Source organism: Vibrio sp. Evd11 (genome assembly GCF_900382755.1).
GTDB lineage: Bacteria > Pseudomonadota > Gammaproteobacteria > Enterobacterales > Vibrionaceae > Vibrio > Vibrio lentus.
In genome coordinates, this window is record NZ_OSDX01000034.1 from 26,881 (window position 1) to 46,705 (window position 19,825).

14 protein-coding genes and 1 pseudogene are annotated in these 19,825 nt (G+C 44.6%); 11 read left to right on the plus strand and 4 right to left on the minus strand.

Annotated features, from left to right (window positions below):
* Window positions 1-39 precede the first annotated feature (39 nt).
* The 6 genes from thrS (at window position 40) to ED652_RS14865 (ending at window position 4,223) form a co-directional block, all read left to right on the plus strand.
* Complete coding sequence (thrS, locus tag ED652_RS14840; RefSeq protein WP_029223062.1) at window positions 40-1,968, plus strand: threonine--tRNA ligase; 1,929 nt, start codon at window positions 40-42, stop codon at window positions 1,966-1,968.
* 2 nt (window positions 1,969-1,970) lie between these two features.
* On the plus strand, window positions 1,971-2,522 hold the full coding sequence (gene infC, locus ED652_RS14845) for a translation initiation factor IF-3 (RefSeq protein WP_076646145.1): 552 nt from the start codon (window positions 1,971-1,973) through the stop codon (window positions 2,520-2,522).
* 104 nt (window positions 2,523-2,626) lie between these two features.
* Window positions 2,627-2,821, plus strand: coding sequence for a 50S ribosomal protein L35 (gene rpmI / locus ED652_RS14850; RefSeq protein WP_004733518.1), 195 nt, complete (start codon window positions 2,627-2,629; stop codon window positions 2,819-2,821).
* A 42-nt stretch (window positions 2,822-2,863) separates the two neighbouring features.
* Window positions 2,864-3,217 (plus strand): 50S ribosomal protein L20, encoded by a 354-nt coding sequence (rplT, locus tag ED652_RS14855; protein ID WP_004733517.1) that lies wholly within the window; start codon window positions 2,864-2,866, stop codon window positions 3,215-3,217.
* A 210-nt stretch (window positions 3,218-3,427) separates the two neighbouring features.
* Window positions 3,428-3,745: a N(4)-acetylcytidine aminohydrolase gene (gene yqfB / locus ED652_RS14860; RefSeq protein WP_048663543.1), complete on the plus strand. Its 318-nt coding sequence runs from the start codon at window positions 3,428-3,430 to the stop codon at window positions 3,743-3,745.
* Between the two features lie 40 nt (window positions 3,746-3,785).
* Window positions 3,786-4,223 (plus strand): hypothetical protein, encoded by a 438-nt coding sequence (locus tag ED652_RS14865; RefSeq protein ID WP_122055316.1) that lies wholly within the window; start codon window positions 3,786-3,788, stop codon window positions 4,221-4,223.
* Window positions 4,224-4,356: 133 nt separating this feature from the next.
* Here the strand turns inward: ED652_RS14865 and ED652_RS14870 are convergent, their stop codons facing one another.
* The 4 genes from ED652_RS14870 to ED652_RS14890 form a co-directional block, all read right to left on the minus strand.
* Window positions 4,357-5,595, minus strand: a complete 1,239-nt coding sequence (locus tag ED652_RS14870) for a leucine-rich repeat-containing protein kinase family protein (RefSeq protein ID WP_122055317.1) — start codon at window positions 5,593-5,595, stop codon at window positions 4,357-4,359.
* Between the two features lie 114 nt (window positions 5,596-5,709).
* Window positions 5,710-7,284, minus strand: a complete 1,575-nt coding sequence (locus ED652_RS14875; protein WP_122055318.1) for an ABC-F family ATP-binding cassette domain-containing protein — start codon at window positions 7,282-7,284, stop codon at window positions 5,710-5,712.
* Between the two features lie 494 nt (window positions 7,285-7,778).
* Entirely contained in the window at window positions 7,779-8,357 is a 579-nt protein-coding gene (locus ED652_RS14885; protein WP_122055319.1) for a TetR/AcrR family transcriptional regulator, read from the minus strand.
* On the minus strand, window positions 8,354-9,790 hold the full coding sequence (locus tag ED652_RS14890) for a coniferyl aldehyde dehydrogenase (RefSeq protein ID WP_122055320.1): 1,437 nt from the start codon (window positions 9,788-9,790) through the stop codon (window positions 8,354-8,356). Before ED652_RS14890 ends, ED652_RS14885 begins: the two co-directional genes overlap by 4 nt.
* Window positions 9,791-10,351: 561 nt before the next feature.
* Between ED652_RS14890 and speA the strand changes: the two genes are divergently transcribed.
* The 5 genes and pseudogenes from speA to ED652_RS24015 form a co-directional block, all read left to right on the plus strand.
* Window positions 10,352-12,259, plus strand: a complete 1,908-nt coding sequence (speA, locus tag ED652_RS14895; RefSeq protein WP_122055322.1) for an arginine decarboxylase — start codon at window positions 10,352-10,354, stop codon at window positions 12,257-12,259.
* Window positions 12,259-13,188, plus strand: a complete 930-nt coding sequence (gene speB, locus ED652_RS14900; protein ID WP_122055321.1) for an agmatinase — start codon at window positions 12,259-12,261, stop codon at window positions 13,186-13,188. Before speA ends, speB begins: the two co-directional genes overlap by 1 nt.
* A gap of 663 nt (window positions 13,189-13,851) precedes the next feature.
* The gene (locus ED652_RS24000) at window positions 13,852-13,998 is read left to right on the plus strand and encodes a hypothetical protein (protein ID WP_254051704.1); all 147 of its coding nucleotides are present in this window, start codon (window positions 13,852-13,854) and stop codon (window positions 13,996-13,998) included.
* 30 nt (window positions 13,999-14,028) lie between these two features.
* Entirely contained in the window at window positions 14,029-14,307 is a 279-nt protein-coding gene (locus ED652_RS24005) for a retention module-containing protein (RefSeq protein ID WP_254051706.1), read from the plus strand.
* 618 nt (window positions 14,308-14,925) lie between these two features.
* Window positions 14,926-19,670, plus strand: a pseudogene (locus tag ED652_RS24015) (Ig-like domain-containing protein); the annotation flags it as partial.
* Window positions 19,671-19,825: the final 155 nt, after the last annotated feature.

Genomic DNA, 19,825 nt, shown 5'->3' on the forward strand with positions numbered 1-19,825 from the left:
GTGTTGCTTGGTGTGCAACACCACTGTAAAGGACAAATAATGCCAATTATTACTCTTCCTGACGGTAGTCAGCGTCAATTTGACAACCCTGTATCAACTCTAGATGTTGCCCTATCAATCGGTCCTGGTCTTGCGAAAGCAACCATTGCTGGTCGTGTAGACGGCGAGCGTGTTGATGCTTGTGATCTTATCGAAAACGATGCAAGCCTAGAAATCATCACAGCTAAAGATGAAGTTGATGGCCTTGAGATCGTTCGTCACTCTTGTGCTCACCTTTTAGGTCACGCGATTAAGCAGCTTTTTCCAGAAGCGAAAATGGCGATCGGTCCTACTATTGATAACGGTTTCTACTACGATATCGACCTTGAGCACTCTCTAACGCAAGAAGATCTAGAAAAGATTGAAAAGCGTATGAAAGAGCTAGCGAAGACCAAGTATCAGGTTGTTAAGAAGAAAGTTAGCTGGCAGGAAGCGCGTGACGCATTCGAAGCTCGCGGCGAGACTTACAAAATCGAAATCTTGGATGAGAACGTTTCTAAAGACGATCGTCCAGGCCTGTACCATCATGAAGAATACATCGATATGTGTCGTGGTCCACACGTTCCACATATGGGCTTCTGCCAACACTTCACACTACTTAACGTAGCGGGTGCTTACTGGCGTGGTAACAGTGACAACAAGATGCTTCAACGTATCTACGGCACTGCATTCCACGACAAGAAAGCGCTTAAGGCTCACCTAGTGCGCCTAGAAGAAGCGGCTAAGCGTGATCACCGTAAAATCGGTAAGCACTTAGATCTATTCCACATGCAGCAAGAAGCACCAGGCATGGTGTTCTGGCATCACAATGGTTGGACTATCTTCCGTGAGCTAGAAGTATTTATTCGTCAGAAGCTGACTGAGTACGATTACCAAGAAGTTAAAGGCCCATTAATGATGGACCGTGTTCTTTGGGAACGCTCTGGTCACTGGGATAAGTACGCTGAAGCGATGTTCACGACTTCTTCAGAGAACCGTGAATACGCGATCAAGCCAATGAACTGTCCTGGTCACGTTCAAATCTTTAACCAAGGTTTGAAATCTTACCGTGATCTACCGTTACGTATGGCTGAGTTCGGCTCATGTCACCGTAACGAGCCGTCTGGCGCACTTCACGGTATTATGCGTGTTCGTGGCTTCACTCAAGATGATGCTCACGTATTCTGTACTGAAGACCAAGTTCAGCAAGAAGTTAAAGCTTGTATTGAAATGGTTTACGATACTTACACAACTTTCGGATTCGAAAACATTGTTGTTAAGCTATCTACTCGTCCAGAACAACGTGTAGGTTCAGACGAAATGTGGGACCGTGCAGAGGCCGATCTTAAGCAAGCGCTTGAGGCGATGGAGATTGCATACGAGATTCAAGAAGGCGAGGGTGCGTTCTACGGACCTAAGATTGAATTTACTTTGCATGATTGTTTGGACCGCGCATGGCAATGTGGTACAGTGCAGCTCGATTTTGCATTACCAGAACGTTTAGGTGCAACTTACGTAGGTGAAGATAACGAGCGTCACACGCCAGTTATGATTCACCGCGCGATTTTAGGTTCACTAGAACGCTTCATCGGTATTCTTATTGAAGAATACGCTGGCTTCTTCCCAACGTGGTTGGCGCCAGAACAAGCAATTGTTATGGGCATTACAGACAAACAGTCTGAATATGTACAAGAAATTGCGAAAAAACTGCAAAAAAGTGGATTTAGAGTCAAAGCAGACTTGAGAAATGAGAAGATTGGCTTTAAAATCCGCGAACATACTTTGAAACGTGTACCGTTCATGCTTGTGTGTGGTGACCAAGAAATGGAAGCCGGCGAAATTGCAGTACGTACACGTAAAGGTAAGGACCTTGGCAAATTTAAAGTGGATGACTTTATTTCATACATCCAAGCCGAGGTTTCAAGCCGTAAGCTCAATCTGGAGGAATAGCTATTAAAGGCGGAAGACGTGGCCAACAACCGGCCAAACAAAACCAGCACCGTTTAAACGGTGACATTCGTGGCGTTCGTGAAGTGCGTCTAACTGGCGCAGACGGCGAAGCTGTTGGTGTAGTAACAATCGCTGAAGCGATGGAAGCTGCAAATGAAGCTGGTATGGATCTTGTAGAGATCAGCCCTAACGCCGAGCCGCCAGTTTGTCGTGTGATGGACTACGGTAAGTTCCTCTTCGAGAAGAGCAAAGCTGCGAAAGAGCAGAAGAAAAAGCAAAAGCAGGTTCAGATCAAGGAAATTAAATTCCGACCTGGAACTGATATTGGAGACTATCAGGTAAAACTACGCAACCTGACTGGTTTCCTTGAAGACGGCAACAAAGTGAAGGTAACAATTCGCTTCCGTGGCCGCGAAATGGCTCACCAAGAAATCGGTGTTGACGTTCTTAATCGTTTGAAAATCGATACTGAAGAATTTGCAGTTGTCGAATCTTTCCCAACGAGAATTGAAGGTCGCCAGATGATCATGGTGTTGGCCCCTAAAAAGAAGTAATTAACGGCTTTACAAGTAATTAAACCTTGCAGCCATAGGCTGTAGGGTTTTATTCGCCCTAATTACTATGTTATTAACAACTCAACAATGCGGAGTTATTCATCATGCCTAAGATGAAAACCAACAAAGGTGCTGCTAAGCGTTTCCAGAAAACTGCTGGTGGTATTAAGTTTAAGCACGCTGGTAAACGTCACATCCTGACTAAGCGTACTACTAAGAACAAGCGTCAGCTTCGTCCGAACTCAATCCTTCCAAAATGTGAAGTGGCTGCAGTTCTACGTATGATGCCATACGCTTAATTCTTTTTAGTTTATAAATTCGTTTAGTTTAGGAGAAGCATAATGCCTCGCGTAAAACGTGGTGTACAAGCTCGTGCACGTCATAAGAAAGTTCTAAAACAAGCTAAAGGTTACTACGGAGCACGTTCACGTGTTTACCGCGTAGCTTTCCAAGCAGTTACCAAAGCTGGTCAATACGCTTACCGTGACCGTCGCAACAAGAAACGTCAATTCCGTCAACTTTGGATTGCACGTATCAATGCGGCATCTCGTCAAAATGGTCTATCTTACAGCCGTTTCATCAATGGCCTTAAGAAAGCATCTATCGAGATCGACCGTAAGATTCTTGCTGACATCGCAGTATTCGACAAAGCAGCATTTGCTGTTCTAGTTGAAAAAGCGAAAGCATCTCTATAATTTAGAGTTAGCTTAAAGGTTTAAGAAAAGGAGAACTTCGGTTCTCCTTTTTTATTGCCTGTAATTTGGCTCTTTAGAGATTCCCTACTCCTTCCTTCGTCAGTCTAGGGAATGACGAGATGAAATTCCGCATCTAATTTTTATTCGCTTGAACACGCATTCTGGTATATAAACATCTACCTAACCTTTAATGTTAAGCGACCGAGATAAATGACCGCACCTACCACTATGACGTTCTTCGAACGTTTTGAAACTGACATCCTTTCTGGCAAAAAGACCATTACTATTCGCGATGAATCTGAACGCGATTACCAGCCGGGCAGTGTTGTGGAAGTATCAACGCTAGAGCAAGGCCGTGTGTTCTGTAACCTTAAGATCATCAGTGTTGAACCAATCCTGTTTGATGACTTAGGTGAATTCCATGCTCAGCAAGAGAACATGACGCTGCAAGTACTCAAAGACGTGATTCAAGATATCTATCCGGGTATCTCTCAGCTGTATGTGGTTTCTTATGAGTTGGTAGCTTAAGCCTGATTGGATTAGATTGATTAGCTAGGGATGGCGATTAATGAGTAATAACCAGCAGACACTGCTTCAGCTTTACTGTCGTGAACAGCAAGAGCAAACGTTACTGTCTAAAAATGACCTTGATAGTGATCTGAGTGAGAGTGCCGATTATTTAAAGTGGTGCGAGAGCAAAAGAAACTTTGTTGAAGAAGATGTCTTAGGGCGGACTTGGGTAAAAAGTTGCCCAGCAGGGTACATTACCGAGGTTCACTTTCATTCTGATGGTAGTCTAACGGAATATCGTTTGTTTGACCGATTTGAAACCCAAGGTCATTGGTTGCTGAAAAGCGGGTTGCTGCAAGTCGAAATCAATAAAGGTGACAATCGTTACCAGTTTGATGTTGTTGCGTGTAAAGACCTCAATATTCATTCGGCAGTGGAGTATAAGAATCAAGAACTCCACTCTTACCTTAAGCTTGTTCAAGTGGAAGCTAGTTAAGTCATCTGTAACAGAAATAAGCCAAACTTGAGCCTGATTGGATTCACTAAATTCCAAAACAAAAAAGCTAACGATAAACGTTAGCTTTTTCATTTCTGGAGAAACTTGATTGAACGCTTAAGCTTGGTAGCTCTTATGCGTGATAGCTTTCGAGTTTCTTATACAACTCTGAATTGATATCGCTTGCAGCGCAAACCGTCAATAGGTCTTCAATAAAGTACTTCAGCGCACGTGCTTCAATTCGGCGAATACCTTGTTGCTGCTCTTCAGTTAGGTAACCGTAGATAGTCGCAGCTCCGAAGTCACCAAAGATCATCTGACCTTGCTCGTTAACTAAAGTGTTGTGTGCGTATAGATCACCATGACAAACCTTATTGGCATGAAGGTGTTCAAACACATCAATCATCTGTTCGGTAATGCTATTGATCTGAGCAATTGAAAGCTTAAAGCCTTTGTTGAATGTATCACGAGTGCAGCTTTCAAGAGTAGGGGGCAAACCTAGGTTGTAATAGTTGCTCGGGATAAGCTCCATCACCAGTGCTAGGTAGTTCTCTTCATCAACTTGAGCGATAGACTTCACTAGGTTGCTATGATGACCAGCTTGAAGGCACGCTTCGAGTTCATCGTGTGGGTAACCGTCGCTTGTTACTTCGCCTTTGAATACTTTAACCGCCACTTCTTGTGGGAATTCAAAGTCACGATTTAACCAGTTAGCATGAGAAATTACCCCAGACGCACCTTGGCCCAGCACTTGATTGAGTGAGTAGCATTGTGAGCTTACGGCAGGCACGCTATCTAAGCTGTTTGGGTGCTTGCAAAACGGGTTACCCGCAAACGCTAACCAAGCCAGTTTTGGTAGCTTGATAAGGAACTCTGGGAATTCAGTCAGTTGGTTTGCAGACAGACGAACCAGTTCAAGGTTTGATAGGTTTTCCATACTTTCTGGTAAAACACGAATCTTGTTACCTGCCAATGCGAGCTTTTGCAGGCGTGGTCTTTCACCTAGTGAGTGAGGGAGAACCTCGATTGCATTGTCTGTCAGGATCAACCAACGTAATTGAGCAGGTAAAGATTGCTCGCTGACGGTTTTAATTTGATTAGATTTGAAGCCAACCATTTCGAGCTTAGGAAGAGTACCTAGAACATCAGGAAGGTGCGTGAACAGGTTATTCGATGCGAAGATAATACGCAGGTTAGTCAGCTGTGATAGCTCGTCTGGTAAGCTTGATAGCTGGTTTCCATAAAGGTCTAGAACCTCTAGAGAATCGGCAAGCTCTAAGATCTCTAATGGAAATTCAGTGAGCTCTGCTGACAGTTTTAAGTGCTTAATCCCTTTAAGTTGCCCTGATTTAAGTTGTTCTAGAGTATGCAAACCTTAGCCTTATGAATAGATGTTCGAGGCGTGTAGTTTACTTGTCTCAATCGAGAAAGGCGAGCACCGGAGCGATGCTCGCTTAACTAAACTAAGTGAACGAATTTACGAAGGTTAAAGTCGTATATGGTTTTGGCTGACGCCGACCTCCTTAACAAAATCAGCATCATGACTCACCAAGATAAATGCGCCTTGGTATTCACGTAAAGCGGACGCCAATATTTGCTTTGAGTCGATGTCTAGGTGGTTGTCCGGTTCATCGAGTAATAGAAGCGGGGTGTCTTGCTTATGGCTAACGATCAACATCGCCAGTTTCATTTTTTCACCACCACTTAAATAAGCCACTTTTCGGTATACAGAGTCTCGTCTGAACCCAACCCCTGCCAACAAGGTTCGAGCGTCACTTTCTGTTAACCCAAAGCTGTGTGTCATCAAACTATCGAACATGGTGTCGTTGGTGTCCAACAGGCCAAAGTGTTGATCCAAGTATACCGTCGCCCCTAAGCGCTTAATGGATCCAATATAGTTCGAGTGTTGGCCATGAATGGCTTTTAACAGTGTCGATTTTCCGCACCCGTTAGCCCCGGTTAGATAGCATCGTTCCCCTTGTGATAGAGAGAAGCTAATAGGAGCACCAGAACCAAAATTCAGGCGACACTCTTCAACGGTTAATAGTGAGTGTTTTTTAGAACTATTCGCTTGTTGTAGGTACAACGCTTGCGGCTTCAGTTGCTCTTGCTGTTCTTTAAGAGATTGAAGCTTATGTTGGTTTTGATCCTTTAAGTTCTTGTGGCTTGTTGCCGATGCGCCTTGGGTTCGCCCTGCTTTATCTTTCATGGCATCCAATAATATCTTGGGTTGGCTACCTGATTTTCGGAGTCGGTTACCTTGAGCCTCACGTTGTTGAGCTTTTTCCTTGTTAATCTGAGCTTGGCGCTCGAGCCGTTTCTTTTCCGATTGATGATGCGTTATCTGCTTGTCCAGTGCTTCACTTTGATTCGACATTTGCGTGAAGTAATCATCGTAATTCCCTTTATAGAAACGCATGCCCAAACTATTGAGGTGATAGATCCCTTCCATGTGTCTCAATAAGCTTCGATCGTGACTGACGACAAGTACTTTTCCTTCAAACAACTGGCACTGTTCTAGTAACCAATTGCGCCCGTCGTTATCCAAATGGTTTGTCGGTTCGTCGAGAATCAGTACGTCGTAGTTTGATACGAATAAGCGATGAAGCTGCAATAGGGATAGCTGCCCGCCGCTCAATGTATGGCACGGCGTGGTCAACCCACTGGTTATTTTCAATGTGGCTAAAAGCTGTTGAGTGCTTTCTTGCAAACCCCAATCGTCACCAACGATATTGAAGTGTTGAAGTTCGCAGCTACCTTGCTCGATGGCTTGCAAGGCATCGAGCTTTTCAGTGACCCCCAGGAAGTCAGCAACGCTGGTTGTGCTATCCAGCAGCCTTGAAGGTAACTGGGAGTAAAAGCCGATCGAGCCTTGTTTGGAAATACTGCCTGTTGTGGGCTGTTTTTGCCCGACCAGTAACGAAAGCAGTAGTGACTTCCCAGCTCCATTTCTTCCAACTAGACCTGTAAGGCGAGTGCTCAAATTAAAGGTGATGTCTTTGAATAACCACTCACCAGTATCGAGCTGGAATGAGAGATTGTTGGCTAATATAGTAGGCATAAAAATACCTCCCTTTACGTGTAAACGAGTAAAAGGGGTGAGGCGCTTTTTCTATATAGAACCCTACACAGAATTCTATGTATAGATCGCCAAAGACGTTACTTAGGTAGCGTACCAATCAAAGATAGGAAATAGAGTGCTGATCTGATTTCTGTCTTTAGGTGCTGATCTTAAAGATGTAGGTTGTCAAAAAACGGATCTTTAAGAGCTTGATTTGTCGCGAAAATAGATGACGAAGTAACGCCCACTAACCCCGAATGTCCAAATGATTTTTATAAAAATAAATCGGATGTCAGGATGTTAGTACTTCATTATGGCGTTATTCTCTTTTGAAGTGATGGTGTGATGTTACTGAAAGAAGGTGCTTAAAGTCAATATGGTGATGTGATTAAAATGTATCCAAATAATTAGAGCGCCTCATGCCTTTATATAGATATAGCCATGAGGCGCTTTAGAGTGTTCTTTGAAAGCAAGAGCTTCAAATAATGTGCAAATTACAGGTTTTGTCCGCCGACAGCTCGCCAACACATGTCAAAGCTATCGCTGATGTACTTGGCTGACTGCTCTAGTGGTAACTCATTCTGCTCAATCAACCAGTTTGCACAAATCAAAAAGTGGCTGTGGATGAAGTGCCTAACAAGGTTGATGTCTAACACCATCAGCTCACCAGTTTCTTGTCCTTTCAAAATGATCTCGTCTAACGATGCGAACATCTTTGAAACAATCACTTCTCGAGTTTGAGTCGTCGGGTCGAAATGAACATTGGTGAAGAACTTCATCGCAACTGGATTTTCTAACGCCCACTCAAGCCCTGTGATCCACATGAACTTAAAGGCTTGGTAGCGATCTTGTTCAGCGATTTCTGTGTGCTGGTCAAGGGTAGAAAATAGCTCTATTTTCAGTTCACGAAACAGTTCATCAATCAGTAGAGATTTGTTCTCGAAGTGATGAAACAGTGTCGCTTTTGCGACGCCTGCTGTTTTCGCTATTTGTCCTGTAGATGTGCCCTCTAGCCCTTGCTGAGAGAAGAGTAGGAGTGCAGCATCTAGGATTTTTTTCCTTTTCGTAATCATCTATTTAGTACTTTGAACAGAATCTTTTTGATTGGGTTGTTGTAAGGAGGATGCATTAACTTGGTGAAGTTAATTTTTCCTCTACTTAGAACAGTTTTGGCATGGCTAAAGGTCTTGAAGCCTTCAATGCCATGATAGTGTCCCATGCCTGAAGGGCCGATGCCACCGAACGGCGCGTCTTCTGCTGCCACATGCACTAGCGAGTCGTTGATACAAACACCGCCAGAATGCGTATTTGATAAGAACTGGTCTTGAGTCTGCTTATCATGACTCATCAGGTACAGAGCAAGTGGACGTTCTCTTGCTGTGATGTAGTTGATCGCTTCTTCAATAGAATCATAAGGAACGATAGGCAGTACGGGGCCAAACAACTCTTCTTGCATTGCGACCATGTCGTCGTTCACTTCGGTGAGAAGGTGCGGCGTCATTCTGTGGTTTACATCGTCTTGCGCTTGTTCGGTGACGGTGTGAACAACTGCGCCTTTAGATTGAGCATCTGCAATCACACCTTTCAAACGATTGTATTGGCGCATATCGATCACAGAGGTTAAGTCTTTGCTCTCAATGCCTGCTTTATACAGCTTTTTGAAGTATTGCTTATAAGCTGTGATGAACGCATCGACTTTTTCTCGTGGCAATAAGATGTAATCGGGTGCTACGCAAATCTGACCAGCGTTTAAGCTTTTTGCAAACAGGATGCGTTCAACGGCGTCAGCCACATCAAAGTCAGGGGCAATAATCGTTGGAGACTTGCCACCCAATTCCAAAGTGACTGGCGTTAAGTTATTGGCTGCTGCTCTCATTACGTGCTTACCCACAGAGGTCGACCCTGTGAATAGAATATGGTCAAACGGGAGCTGGCTAAATTTCGCGGAAACGTCAGCTTCACCTTCGATAATCGCAACTTGATCTTCGTTAAAACCTTCGGCCAACATGGCTTTCAACACTCGGTTGGTCGCAGGAGTAAACTCGGACATCTTGAGCATTGCAGTGTTGCCCGCCGCTAACGCAGTGATGAGAGGACCTAAAGAGAGCATTATAGGAAAGTTCCAAGGAACGATAATGCCTACAACGCCTACCGGTTGATAGTGAACAGTGATCTTCGCTGGTGTTAGCATCAAGCCTGCTTTTCTACGAGATGGCTTCAACCACTTCTTAAGGTTCTTATCACTGTAATTAATTTGGTGAAGAGAAGGGGTGATATCAGCAATCAAGCTGTCGTGTTTTGCGCGATGACCATAATCTTCAGACACCGCATCAATCAATTGCCCTTGATAGCGCATTAACAACGCTTTTAATTTCGAGAGGTCTTTTCTTCTCTGCTCAAGCGTTGGACTAACATGACTGCGGTAGTGATCTTTTTGTCGGTTGAATATTTTATCCATGTCGTTGGTGTTCGACGTGGTTGGTTCAAGGTCTAGATTATGGCTCATAGTATCCCCTAAATTCGAAAGCTGACCGATTGGTTGGTCAGCTGAAATTACAAGAAGATCGAACCGAATACAAGATATGTGCGAGAAAAGTTTAATAATTGAGCGGTTACAACATTGAAGTAAGCGAGTTTTAGTTGGAAGAACGAAGTGTTAATCGGCATGGGATAACAGGATACAAGGTATCGGGATGATAGCGACAGTTCTGGTAGATAAGTGGTTATATTTGCCACAACCCTGACTTAACTTGACCAGATTAGCCAAAAAATTTATGTGTCTTTGGTATTTTATTCACCTGATTTTTTGTTAGAAAGTGCTTTAAATCTAATGCGCTTCAGCCTGTTTTTTGGCCTAAAACCTTGTAATACCTTACCTGTCACTTTAAGTCGGATCGACGATAAAAAAACGTAATCGTAACCACAAATATCAATGGTTGGACTCACTCTTAATAATATCGGTTAATGCAGCCAACAAATCGTTTTCGAACGTTTTTTGTTGGGTTATACCTCGCTATTCCAATGAGGTATCTTCTGTCGATGGCCCTATAGTGTGAGGTCTCTAGAATTGGAAAATTCGGTTAATTTGGAACGCATCCGTGCTGAGTATAATGTAAAGCACTGGAGCCAAGGTTTTTATGGAATTGATGATAACGGCGAGGTGTATGTTTCACCGAGCGAAACGGATCATCAAGTTCCGCTTAGTCAGATCGTAAAACAGTTAGAGCAGCGAAATATTGGTTTGCCTGCTCTTGTGCGTTTTCCTCAAATAGTGCATCAACGTGTGCACAATATCTGTAACGCATTTAACCAAGCGATCGACGAATATCAGTATGACAACCGTTACCTGCTTGTTTACCCGATTAAAGTTAACCAACAGAAAGAAGTGGTTGACGAGATCTTAGCGAGCCAAGCTCAATTAGAGCAAAAGCAGCTAGGCCTAGAGGCGGGCAGCAAGCCTGAACTATTAGCGGTATTGGCACTGGCTCAAAAAGCGAGCTCAGTGATCGTGTGTAACGGTTACAAAGACAGAGAATACATCCGTCTTGCGCTTATTGGCGAAAAGCTAGGTCATAAAGTTTTTATCGTTCTAGAGAAGCTGTCAGAGCTTGATCTTGTTCTTTCTGAAGCGAAAGCACTTGGCGTGAAACCTCGTTTAGGTTTGCGTATTCGTCTTGCCTCTCAAGGCGCAGGAAAATGGCAAGCAAGTGGTGGTGAGAAGTCGAAGTTCGGTTTGTCTGCATCACAAGTGCTTACCGTTATTGAACGCTTGAAAGCAGAAGAGCAGCTTGATGTTCTAGAGCTAGTACACTTCCATCTTGGTTCACAAATGGCCAATATTCGTGATGTACGAAATGGTGTGAGCGAAGCGGCTCGTTTCTACTGTGAACTGCGCGATATCGGTGCTCAATTGAAGTACTTAGATGTTGGTGGTGGTTTGGCGGTTGATTACGACGGTACACGTAGCCAGTCTTCAAACTCAATGAACTACGGCTTGCTTGAGTACGCTCGAAACATTGTGATGACAGTAGGGGATATCTGTAAGCTCTACAATCAGCCACAACCTGTGATCATTTCTGAATCTGGTCGTTCGTTGACTGCGCATCACGCCGTGCTTGTTACTAACGTGATCGGTACAGAAAGCTATTCTCCGGAAGATATGGCTGCGCCTGAAGCTGATGCCCCAATGTTACTAAACAACATGTGGAAGAACTTCTTAGAGCTAGATGCAGGTAATGATGACCGAGCGTTGATTGAGATCTACAACGACACGCAGAGTGATATCGCAGAAGCGCACAATCAATTTGCAACAGGCATGCTGAATCTTCAGCACCGTGCTTGGGCTGAGCAGATGTCTTTGCGTATCAACTACGAACTTAGCTCTCGTATGAGCACTAAGAACCGTTACCACCGTCCTATTTTGGACGAGTTGAGCGAGCGTTTAGCCGACAAGTTCTTCGTGAACTTCTCGTTGTTCCAATCATTGCCAGACGCGTGGGGTATCGATCAGGTGTTCCCTGTGTTGCCACTAAGCGGTTTGGATAATGCGGACGAGCGACGTGCTGTGGTATTGGATATCACCTGTGACTCTGACGGTACGATTGACCAGTATGTTGATGGCCAAGGCATTGAAACAACATTGCCAGTGCCAGCGTGGAACCCAGATGAACCCTACCTGATGGGCTTCTTCCTAGTAGGCGCATACCAAGAAATCTTGGGTGATATGCATAACCTATTTGGCGATACGCACAGTGTCGTGGTGAATGTTGATGAAAGTGGTCAAGCGAATATCGACTACATCAATGAAGGCGATACGGTTGAAGACATGATGCGTTATGTTCACATTGATACAGATCTGATTCGCCAGAACTACAAAGATTTGGTCACGGCGAAAGTACCTGCGCAAGAGCAACAAAGTGTACTTGAAGAGTTAGAGCAAGGCTTGATGGGTTACACCTATCTTGAGGATTTTTAATGAACGATTTATTTACGAAACCAGATTACTCGCTGTACTCCAATGCGATGACGTTTATGCGCCGTCCATTGGTGCAGAACCCAATCGATAACGATGCTGATGTGGTTGTGTTGGGCGCGCCGTTAGATATGGCGACCTCGGGTCGTCCGGGCGCGCGTATGGGACCTGATGCGATTCGTCGTGCATCGGTAAATTTGGCGTGGGAAGGCAAAAAGTTTCCTTGGAACTTCAATGTATTTGAACATACCTCGGTGATTGATGCTGGCGATCTTGTGTTTGATTGCGGTGATGCTGAAGACTTAACTCAGCGTTTAGAAGCAGCCGCTGATGCGATTCTAAACAGTGGTAAAACTTTGTTAGGTTTAGGTGGCGATCACTTTATTACACTGCCTTTGCTAAGAGCATACGGCAAGAAGTACGGTGAAATGGCTCTGATTCACTTCGATGCACATACTGACACGTACAGTCAGGGCAGTCGTTACGATCACGGTACTATGTTCTACCATGCGCCTAATGAAGGTTTAATCTCGCCTGAGCATTCAGTGCAAATTGGTATTCGTACTGAGTACAAACAGGAAGGTCACGGCTTTAATGTCATTAATGCGATGCAAGCGAATGACATGAGCGTTGACGAGATCATTGCTCAAGTGAAAGGTATTGTTGGTGATAAGCCAGTTTACCTAACGTTTGATATCGATTGTCTGGATCCTGCTTTTGCTCCGGGTACAGGTACGCCAGTATGCGGCGGTTTGAACTCAGATAAAGTTTTGAAAATCATCCGTGGATTACAAGGTATCAACATGGTTGGTATGGATGTTGTAGAAGTTTCTCCAGCGTATGACCAAAGCGAAATTACCGCATTGGCTGGCGCGACGATTGCTCTTGAACTGCTTTATGTTTGGACGGCGAATCGCCTCGCTAAATCATAATCTTTTACAGCTAACAGCATAACGCTACATACTGATTTTAAAGCCCACTAAGGTTCAACTTAGTGGGCTTTTTGTTTTTGGTGGTGGAGAAATAGAGTACTCATCGTTGGAAATGAGCAGTTCCTCATTGTTATGAATTAATGCACTATCATGTGTGCATTATGCAAGTCGTTTAATTGATTCTGGATGTAAATACATCATCTTTACTCTGGTTTTTGTCTAAAATGTGGGACTTGCCTCTGCTTTGCTGTTAACGCATATCTCACCTCTATTAATGCCCCACATTCGCTAATGATTTATCAACTTTATTACTGTATATATTTATAAAACGAAGAGGTGTAATTACATTGTGCGTTTATTTGCATATAAATCAGTATCCTACTAACTTTTAACTCAGGTTTTCAAATCCCAGCCAGAATACCTAGATTTGTGAAAAGACGTCTCGTCGCACAGACATGGCATTTTTTATGGGGAAGACTAGGCTTAAGGGTAAGTAAACTATAAAAAAACAGGTGAAATACTTCTCTCTTTTCAAGCCTATTGGGCATAACAATGGATTGCCATTGATGAGAGCTAAGTATGTGTTTAATTAAAACCTGAAATTGCTATTACAAATAATTTTCACAGCTCTAGAGAATAGTGCTTTGTGACAACGGGGGATATATGGATATCGAAGTTTCGCGCCAGGTTGCGGTAGTTGAAGCAACTAGTGGAGATGTCGTCGTAGTTAAGCCTGACGGCAGCGCAAGAAAGATTTCAGTTGGCGATATCATCCGTGAAAATGAGATCGTGATTACGGCCAACAAGTAAGAGCTTGTATTAGGCGTTCAGAATGATTCGATTCCGGTTGGAGAGAATTGTGTTGGCTGTGTTGATGAAACTGCCGCATGGGTAGACGCTCCAATCGCCGGTGAGGTTAATTTTGACTTACAGCAAACAGACGCAGAAACCTTCACCGAAGATGACCTTGCTGCAATTCAAGAAGCCATTTTAGGTGGTGCCGATCCGACTCAAATCTTAGAGGCAACGGCCGCTGGTGGTGGGTTAGGTTCTGCAAATGCTGGCTTTGTGACGATTGATTGTAACTACACCGAAACTCATCCATCGACATTCTTTTAGACCGCTGGTCTAGCAGAACAAACCGTTGATGAAGACAGAGAAGAATTCAGGTCGATCACTCGTTCATCAGGTGGCCAATCAATCAGTGAAGCTCTTACTGAAGGCTCGATATCTGATAATACTTATCCTCAATCTATCACGACGACAGAAACTATCATTGCTGGTAGTTTAGCGCTCGCTCCAGATTCTTTTGCTCCAGAGACTTTATCCCTCGCCTCATTACTCAGTGAGCTAAACAGTGACATAACCTCAAGTGGTCAGCCTGTCACCTTCACTTATGACGCGGCAACCAACTCTATCGTTGGTGTTGAAGGTACCGATACAGTTTTAAGTATCGACATTAATGCCGTCAGTGTTGGAAATAACATTGAGCTTTCTTTAATCACAACGATTTTTCAGCCGATAGATCATGTAGCGTCTGTCGGTGGTGGCCAAGTTTCCTATATTGGAGATCAAATAGATATTACCTTCGATATTCAAGGCGGAGACACCGCTGGAAATCCATTAGCAACACCTATCAACACGCAAGTTACCGTATTTGACGGGGTAGATCCGTCCGCTGAAAGTGTGAATATCAGTAACGTTGAAACGAGCAGTGCAGCAATTGAAGGCACGTTCTCCAATATTGGGAGTGATAACCTTCAATCAGCAGTCTTTGATGCAAGTGCATTAGAGCAGTTTGATGGCGTACTCAGTGATAATCAGAACACGCTGGCAAGACTCTCTGATGATGGTACGACGATCACTCTGGCAATCCAAGGTCGTGGTGAGGTGGTTCTCACTATCTCACTTGATACCGATGGCACCTATAAATTTGAGCAGTTTAATCCGATCGAACAGATCGGCACTGACTCACTCTCTTTTTCGCTGCCGATCACGATTACGGATTTTGACCAAGATGTTGTAACTAATACCATTAACATTGAGATTACTGATGGCGATAGCCCGGTTGTGACTAATGTTGACAGTATTGATATTGATGAAGCAGGTATTGTTGGTGGTTCTCAAGAGGGAACCGCGCCCGTAGCGGGTAGCGGGTAGCGGAAGTATCACTGCCAATATTTTCGAAAGCGACATCATCGATCATTACGAGCTTGAACCTACGGAGTTTAATACTGGGGGTTCTTTAACGTCTAATGGCGAAGCCGTGTTGCTTGAGCTTATTGATGAAACTAACGGTGTAAGAACTTACGAAGGCTATGTTGAAGTCAATGGTTCTAGAATTACGGTCTTTGACGTTAAAGTTGATAGTCCGTCATTGGGGAACTATGAATTCACTCTGTACGAAGAGCTTTCTCACCAAGGTGCTGAAGACGCGTTGTTGACCTTTGCTCTGCCGATTTATGCCGTTGATGCGGATGGAGATCGCTCTGCACTGTCTGGAGGCTCGAACACACCAGAAGCCGCTGAGATTCTCGTCAATGTCACAGATGATGTTGTTGAGTTAGTTGATAAGGTTGAATCTGTCACTGAGCCGACCTTAGCCGGCGATACCGTGGTTTCGTATAACCTATTCAACTTCGAAGGCGCCGATGGTTCGACAATTCAATCCTTCAACTACGACGGTGTTGACTATTCATTAGACCAAAGTTTATTGCCTGATGCTGATCAGATCTTCAGTTTTACTGAGGGTGTCGTCACTATCTCATTAAACGGTGATTTCAGTTTTGAAGTCGCTCGTGATATCGACCACTCAAGCAGTGAAACTATCGTCAAACAGTTTTCATTTTTAGCTGAAGATGGTGATGGAGACACTGATACCTCAACACTTGAGCTGAGTATCACTGACGGCCAAGATCCAATCATTGATTTGGTTCCGCCTGTTACTCTATCTGAAACCAATCTAGCTGATGGATCTTCTCCAAGCGGAAGTGCGGTCAGCGCTACCGAAACGATTACCTTTACCGCTGGTAGTGATGATGTAGCTAAATTCCGTATTGAACCAACCGAATTCAATGTCGGCGGTGCGCTAAAATCAAATGGTTTTGCGGTCGAGATAAAAGAAGACTCTACTAACCCAGGTACTTATATCGGTTTTATTACTGATGGTTCGGGCGCGGAAGTTCCAGTGTTCACGATAGCCTTCTCTACGAGTACGTTGGGTGAATACACCTATACTCTGCTTGAAGCGTTAGATCATGTAGATGGTTTCGATAACAACGATCTGAGCTTTGATCAACTGCCCCAAGCATCAGGACTGTCATTCGACCTGAGTGAGCTGTCGATTTTACCACCGAAAAACTTCAGTGGTACGGCCGAGTTTGGTGTGGAAGTCTTCACTCAAGAATCTTTGTTGGGTGTGCCTACTGCGGCGGCAAACTTGCCAAGCTTCAAACTGCATGTGGTACCTGTTGGTGATGATGTCGATACTAACCCGACCGACTCTGTGACAGGCAATGAAGGCCAAAATATTGATATCGAAATCAATGCGATTATTTTGGACAAAGAATTGTCTGCAACAGGAAGTGGGACGTTTACTGAAAATGCTCCTGAAACACTTCGAGTTGAAGTGGCGGGTGTGCCTCAAGATGCTTCTATTTTCTATCCAGATGGCACGACATTGGCTAGCTACGATCCGGCGACGCAGCTTTGGACACTTGATGTTCCTGCTCAGTCACTCGATAAGATCGTATTTAATTCGGGTGAACACAACAGCGATGCGGGCAATGTGCTTGGCATTAACGGACCATTGCAAATTACGGTTCGCTCGGTGGATACAGACACTGACAACACCGAATACTTAGGTACGCCAACCAGCTTCGATGTTGATTTAGTGATTGATCCTATCAACGATCAACCGACGTTTGTGAATGTGACCAACATTGAAACGCCGGAAGATATTAGCATCGCTATCGACAACTTCAGTATCTACGATGTTGACGCTAACTTTGACAACCCAGATGCGCCGTATGTTCTGATGTTACAAGTGGATCAATCACTGCCGGGAGCGCAAGGCGTGTTTGAGTTTACGAGCTCACCTGACGTGACGTTTGTATTGCAGCCTGATGGTTCGCTTGTGATTACCGGTAAAGAAGCTGACATCAATACCGCGTTGACCAATGGGGTTGTGACATTTAAACTCGATCCAGATCAGAATTACCTCAACCAGACTGGTTTAGTTACGATCAATGCAACGCTCGATGATGGTGGTAATAACGGCTTGATTGACGCGGGTGATCCGAATACAGCTCAAACCAATCAAACTACGTTCACTATTAAGGTGACGGAAGTGAATGACGCTCCGGTGGCTACTGATGTCGATTTAGGCTCGATTGCGGAAGACGGTCAAATCGTGAGTGTTGAAAGTGACTTGATTGCAGCCAGTTCTGATCTAGAAAACCATAATCTCACAGTAACCGGTGTGACTCTTACTCAAGGGCAAGGTCAGCTTACACGCTATGAAAATGCTGGTGGTGCTGATGACGCTGGGATAACTGGACCATTCTGGATATTCACTGCAGCCAATGATTTTAATGGCGATGTGAAGTTCAATTACGACATTATTGATGACGGTACCACCAACGGTGTGGATGATTTCTTAACTGACAATGCTGAAATTAGCCTTGTGGTTACTGAAGTGAACGACGAGCCAGTGGCACCGGATATTGACTTGGGCACCATGCTTGAAGAAGGCCAGCTGATCATCAAAGAGGAAGACCTGATTTCGGCAACCACTGATCCGGAAAACGACACGATTACCGTGAACAGTTTGGTGCTCGATCAAGGTCAGGGTCAATTACAGCGCTTTGAGAACGTGGGCGGTGCTGATGATGCTACGATCACTGGCCCTTACTGGGTATTTACCGCAGCCAATGAATACAGCGGTGATGTTAAGTTCACTTATACCGTTGAGGACGATGGTACAACCAATGGCGCTGATGATTTCTTAACAGATACCGGCGAAATCAGTGTTGTGGTAACGGAAGTGAATGATCAGCCAGTGGCAACGGATATCGACTTAGGTAACATCCTTGAAGAAGGTCAGTTAGGGGGATTTAATTGCTGCAACGAGCGATCCGGAAAACGACACGATTACCGTGACCAATCTGGTGCTCGACGAAGGCCAAGGCCAGTTACAGCGCTTTGAGAACCTAGGTGGTGCTGATGACGCTATGATTACTGGCCCGTACTGGATATTTACGGCGGCTGATGAATACAACGGTAACGTTAAGTTCACCTACACCGTCGAAGATGATGGTACTACCAACGGTGCCAATGATTTCCTAACCGATACTGCGGAGATCACCGCGATTGTCGATGGAGTGAACGATACACCTGTCGTTAATGGTGACAGTGTCACCATGGTTGTTGATGAGGACGCTGGTCAGCTATTGAGTGGTATCAATGTCAGTGACCCTGATTATGTTGATACATTTTCCGATGATCTCATGACCGTCACGCTGACAGTGGATTACGGTACATTGAACGTTTCACTTCCTGCAGTGACTACGGTGATGGTCAACGGCAACAACACTGGTTCGGTTATCTTAGTCGGCACTTTGAGTGACCTAAATGCACTGATTGATACACCAACCAGTCCAAGCGGCATTCCTTTGGTTGGAATTATCGCTGCCTTAACGGACATTACTGAGGAGCTAACGCTGCATATCAGTGATGTGCCTGCTGGTGCTCAAATCACCAGTGATGTCGGTTCTGTGACCGACCTCGGTGGCGGTGTTTGGGTAGCAACGGCGGATGCAATCGAAAGCTTGCAGGCAGTAGGGCTTTCTCAAACTCCGGGTAGCTACACGCTTAAAGTTGAGGCGGTTTCTGAAGAGACTGATAACAACGATACATCAACCTCGGCATCGATTGACCTGAACTTGAACATTGTGTCTAACGCGGTTGATATTAACTTGGCTTCGGAAACTGATGATGTTCAGTTACTGGCTGGTGCTAATGCGACTGACTTAACGGGTGGTTCAGGTAATGATCGACTGGAAGGTGGTATGGGTGATGATACGCTGGTTGGTGGTGACGGCAACGACACACTGATTGGCGGTGGCGGTTCAGATATTCTAACCGGTGGCGATGGTATGGATTCGTTCGTATGGCTTAATATCGAAGATGGCGTTGAAGACACCATTACTGATTTCAGCCTATCTGAAGGTGACCAGATCGACTTGCGCGAAGTATTGCCAGAGCTGAAGAACACATCTCCAGACATGACCGCGTTACTGCAACAGATAGACGCGAAAGTGGAAGGGGATGATATTGAGCTTACGATCAAGTCTGATGGTTTAGGCACTACGGAACAGGTGATTGTGGTTGAAGACCTTGCTCCTCAGTTAACGCTAAGTGGCACCATGCCGTCAGATATTTTGGATGCGTTAGTGCAACAGAATGTCATCACTCACGGTTAAAGCGAACCATTAAACCGTAACGAAAGAGGCCAGCATTGCTGGTAATGCCGATCAGTTAGAACTAAAGTGATCGGTTGAACGATCCTTCAGAGCTGTCAAAATCCAAGTGTATTTAATGCACTTGGATTTTTTTATGGATGTCTCTCAAGCTCTAA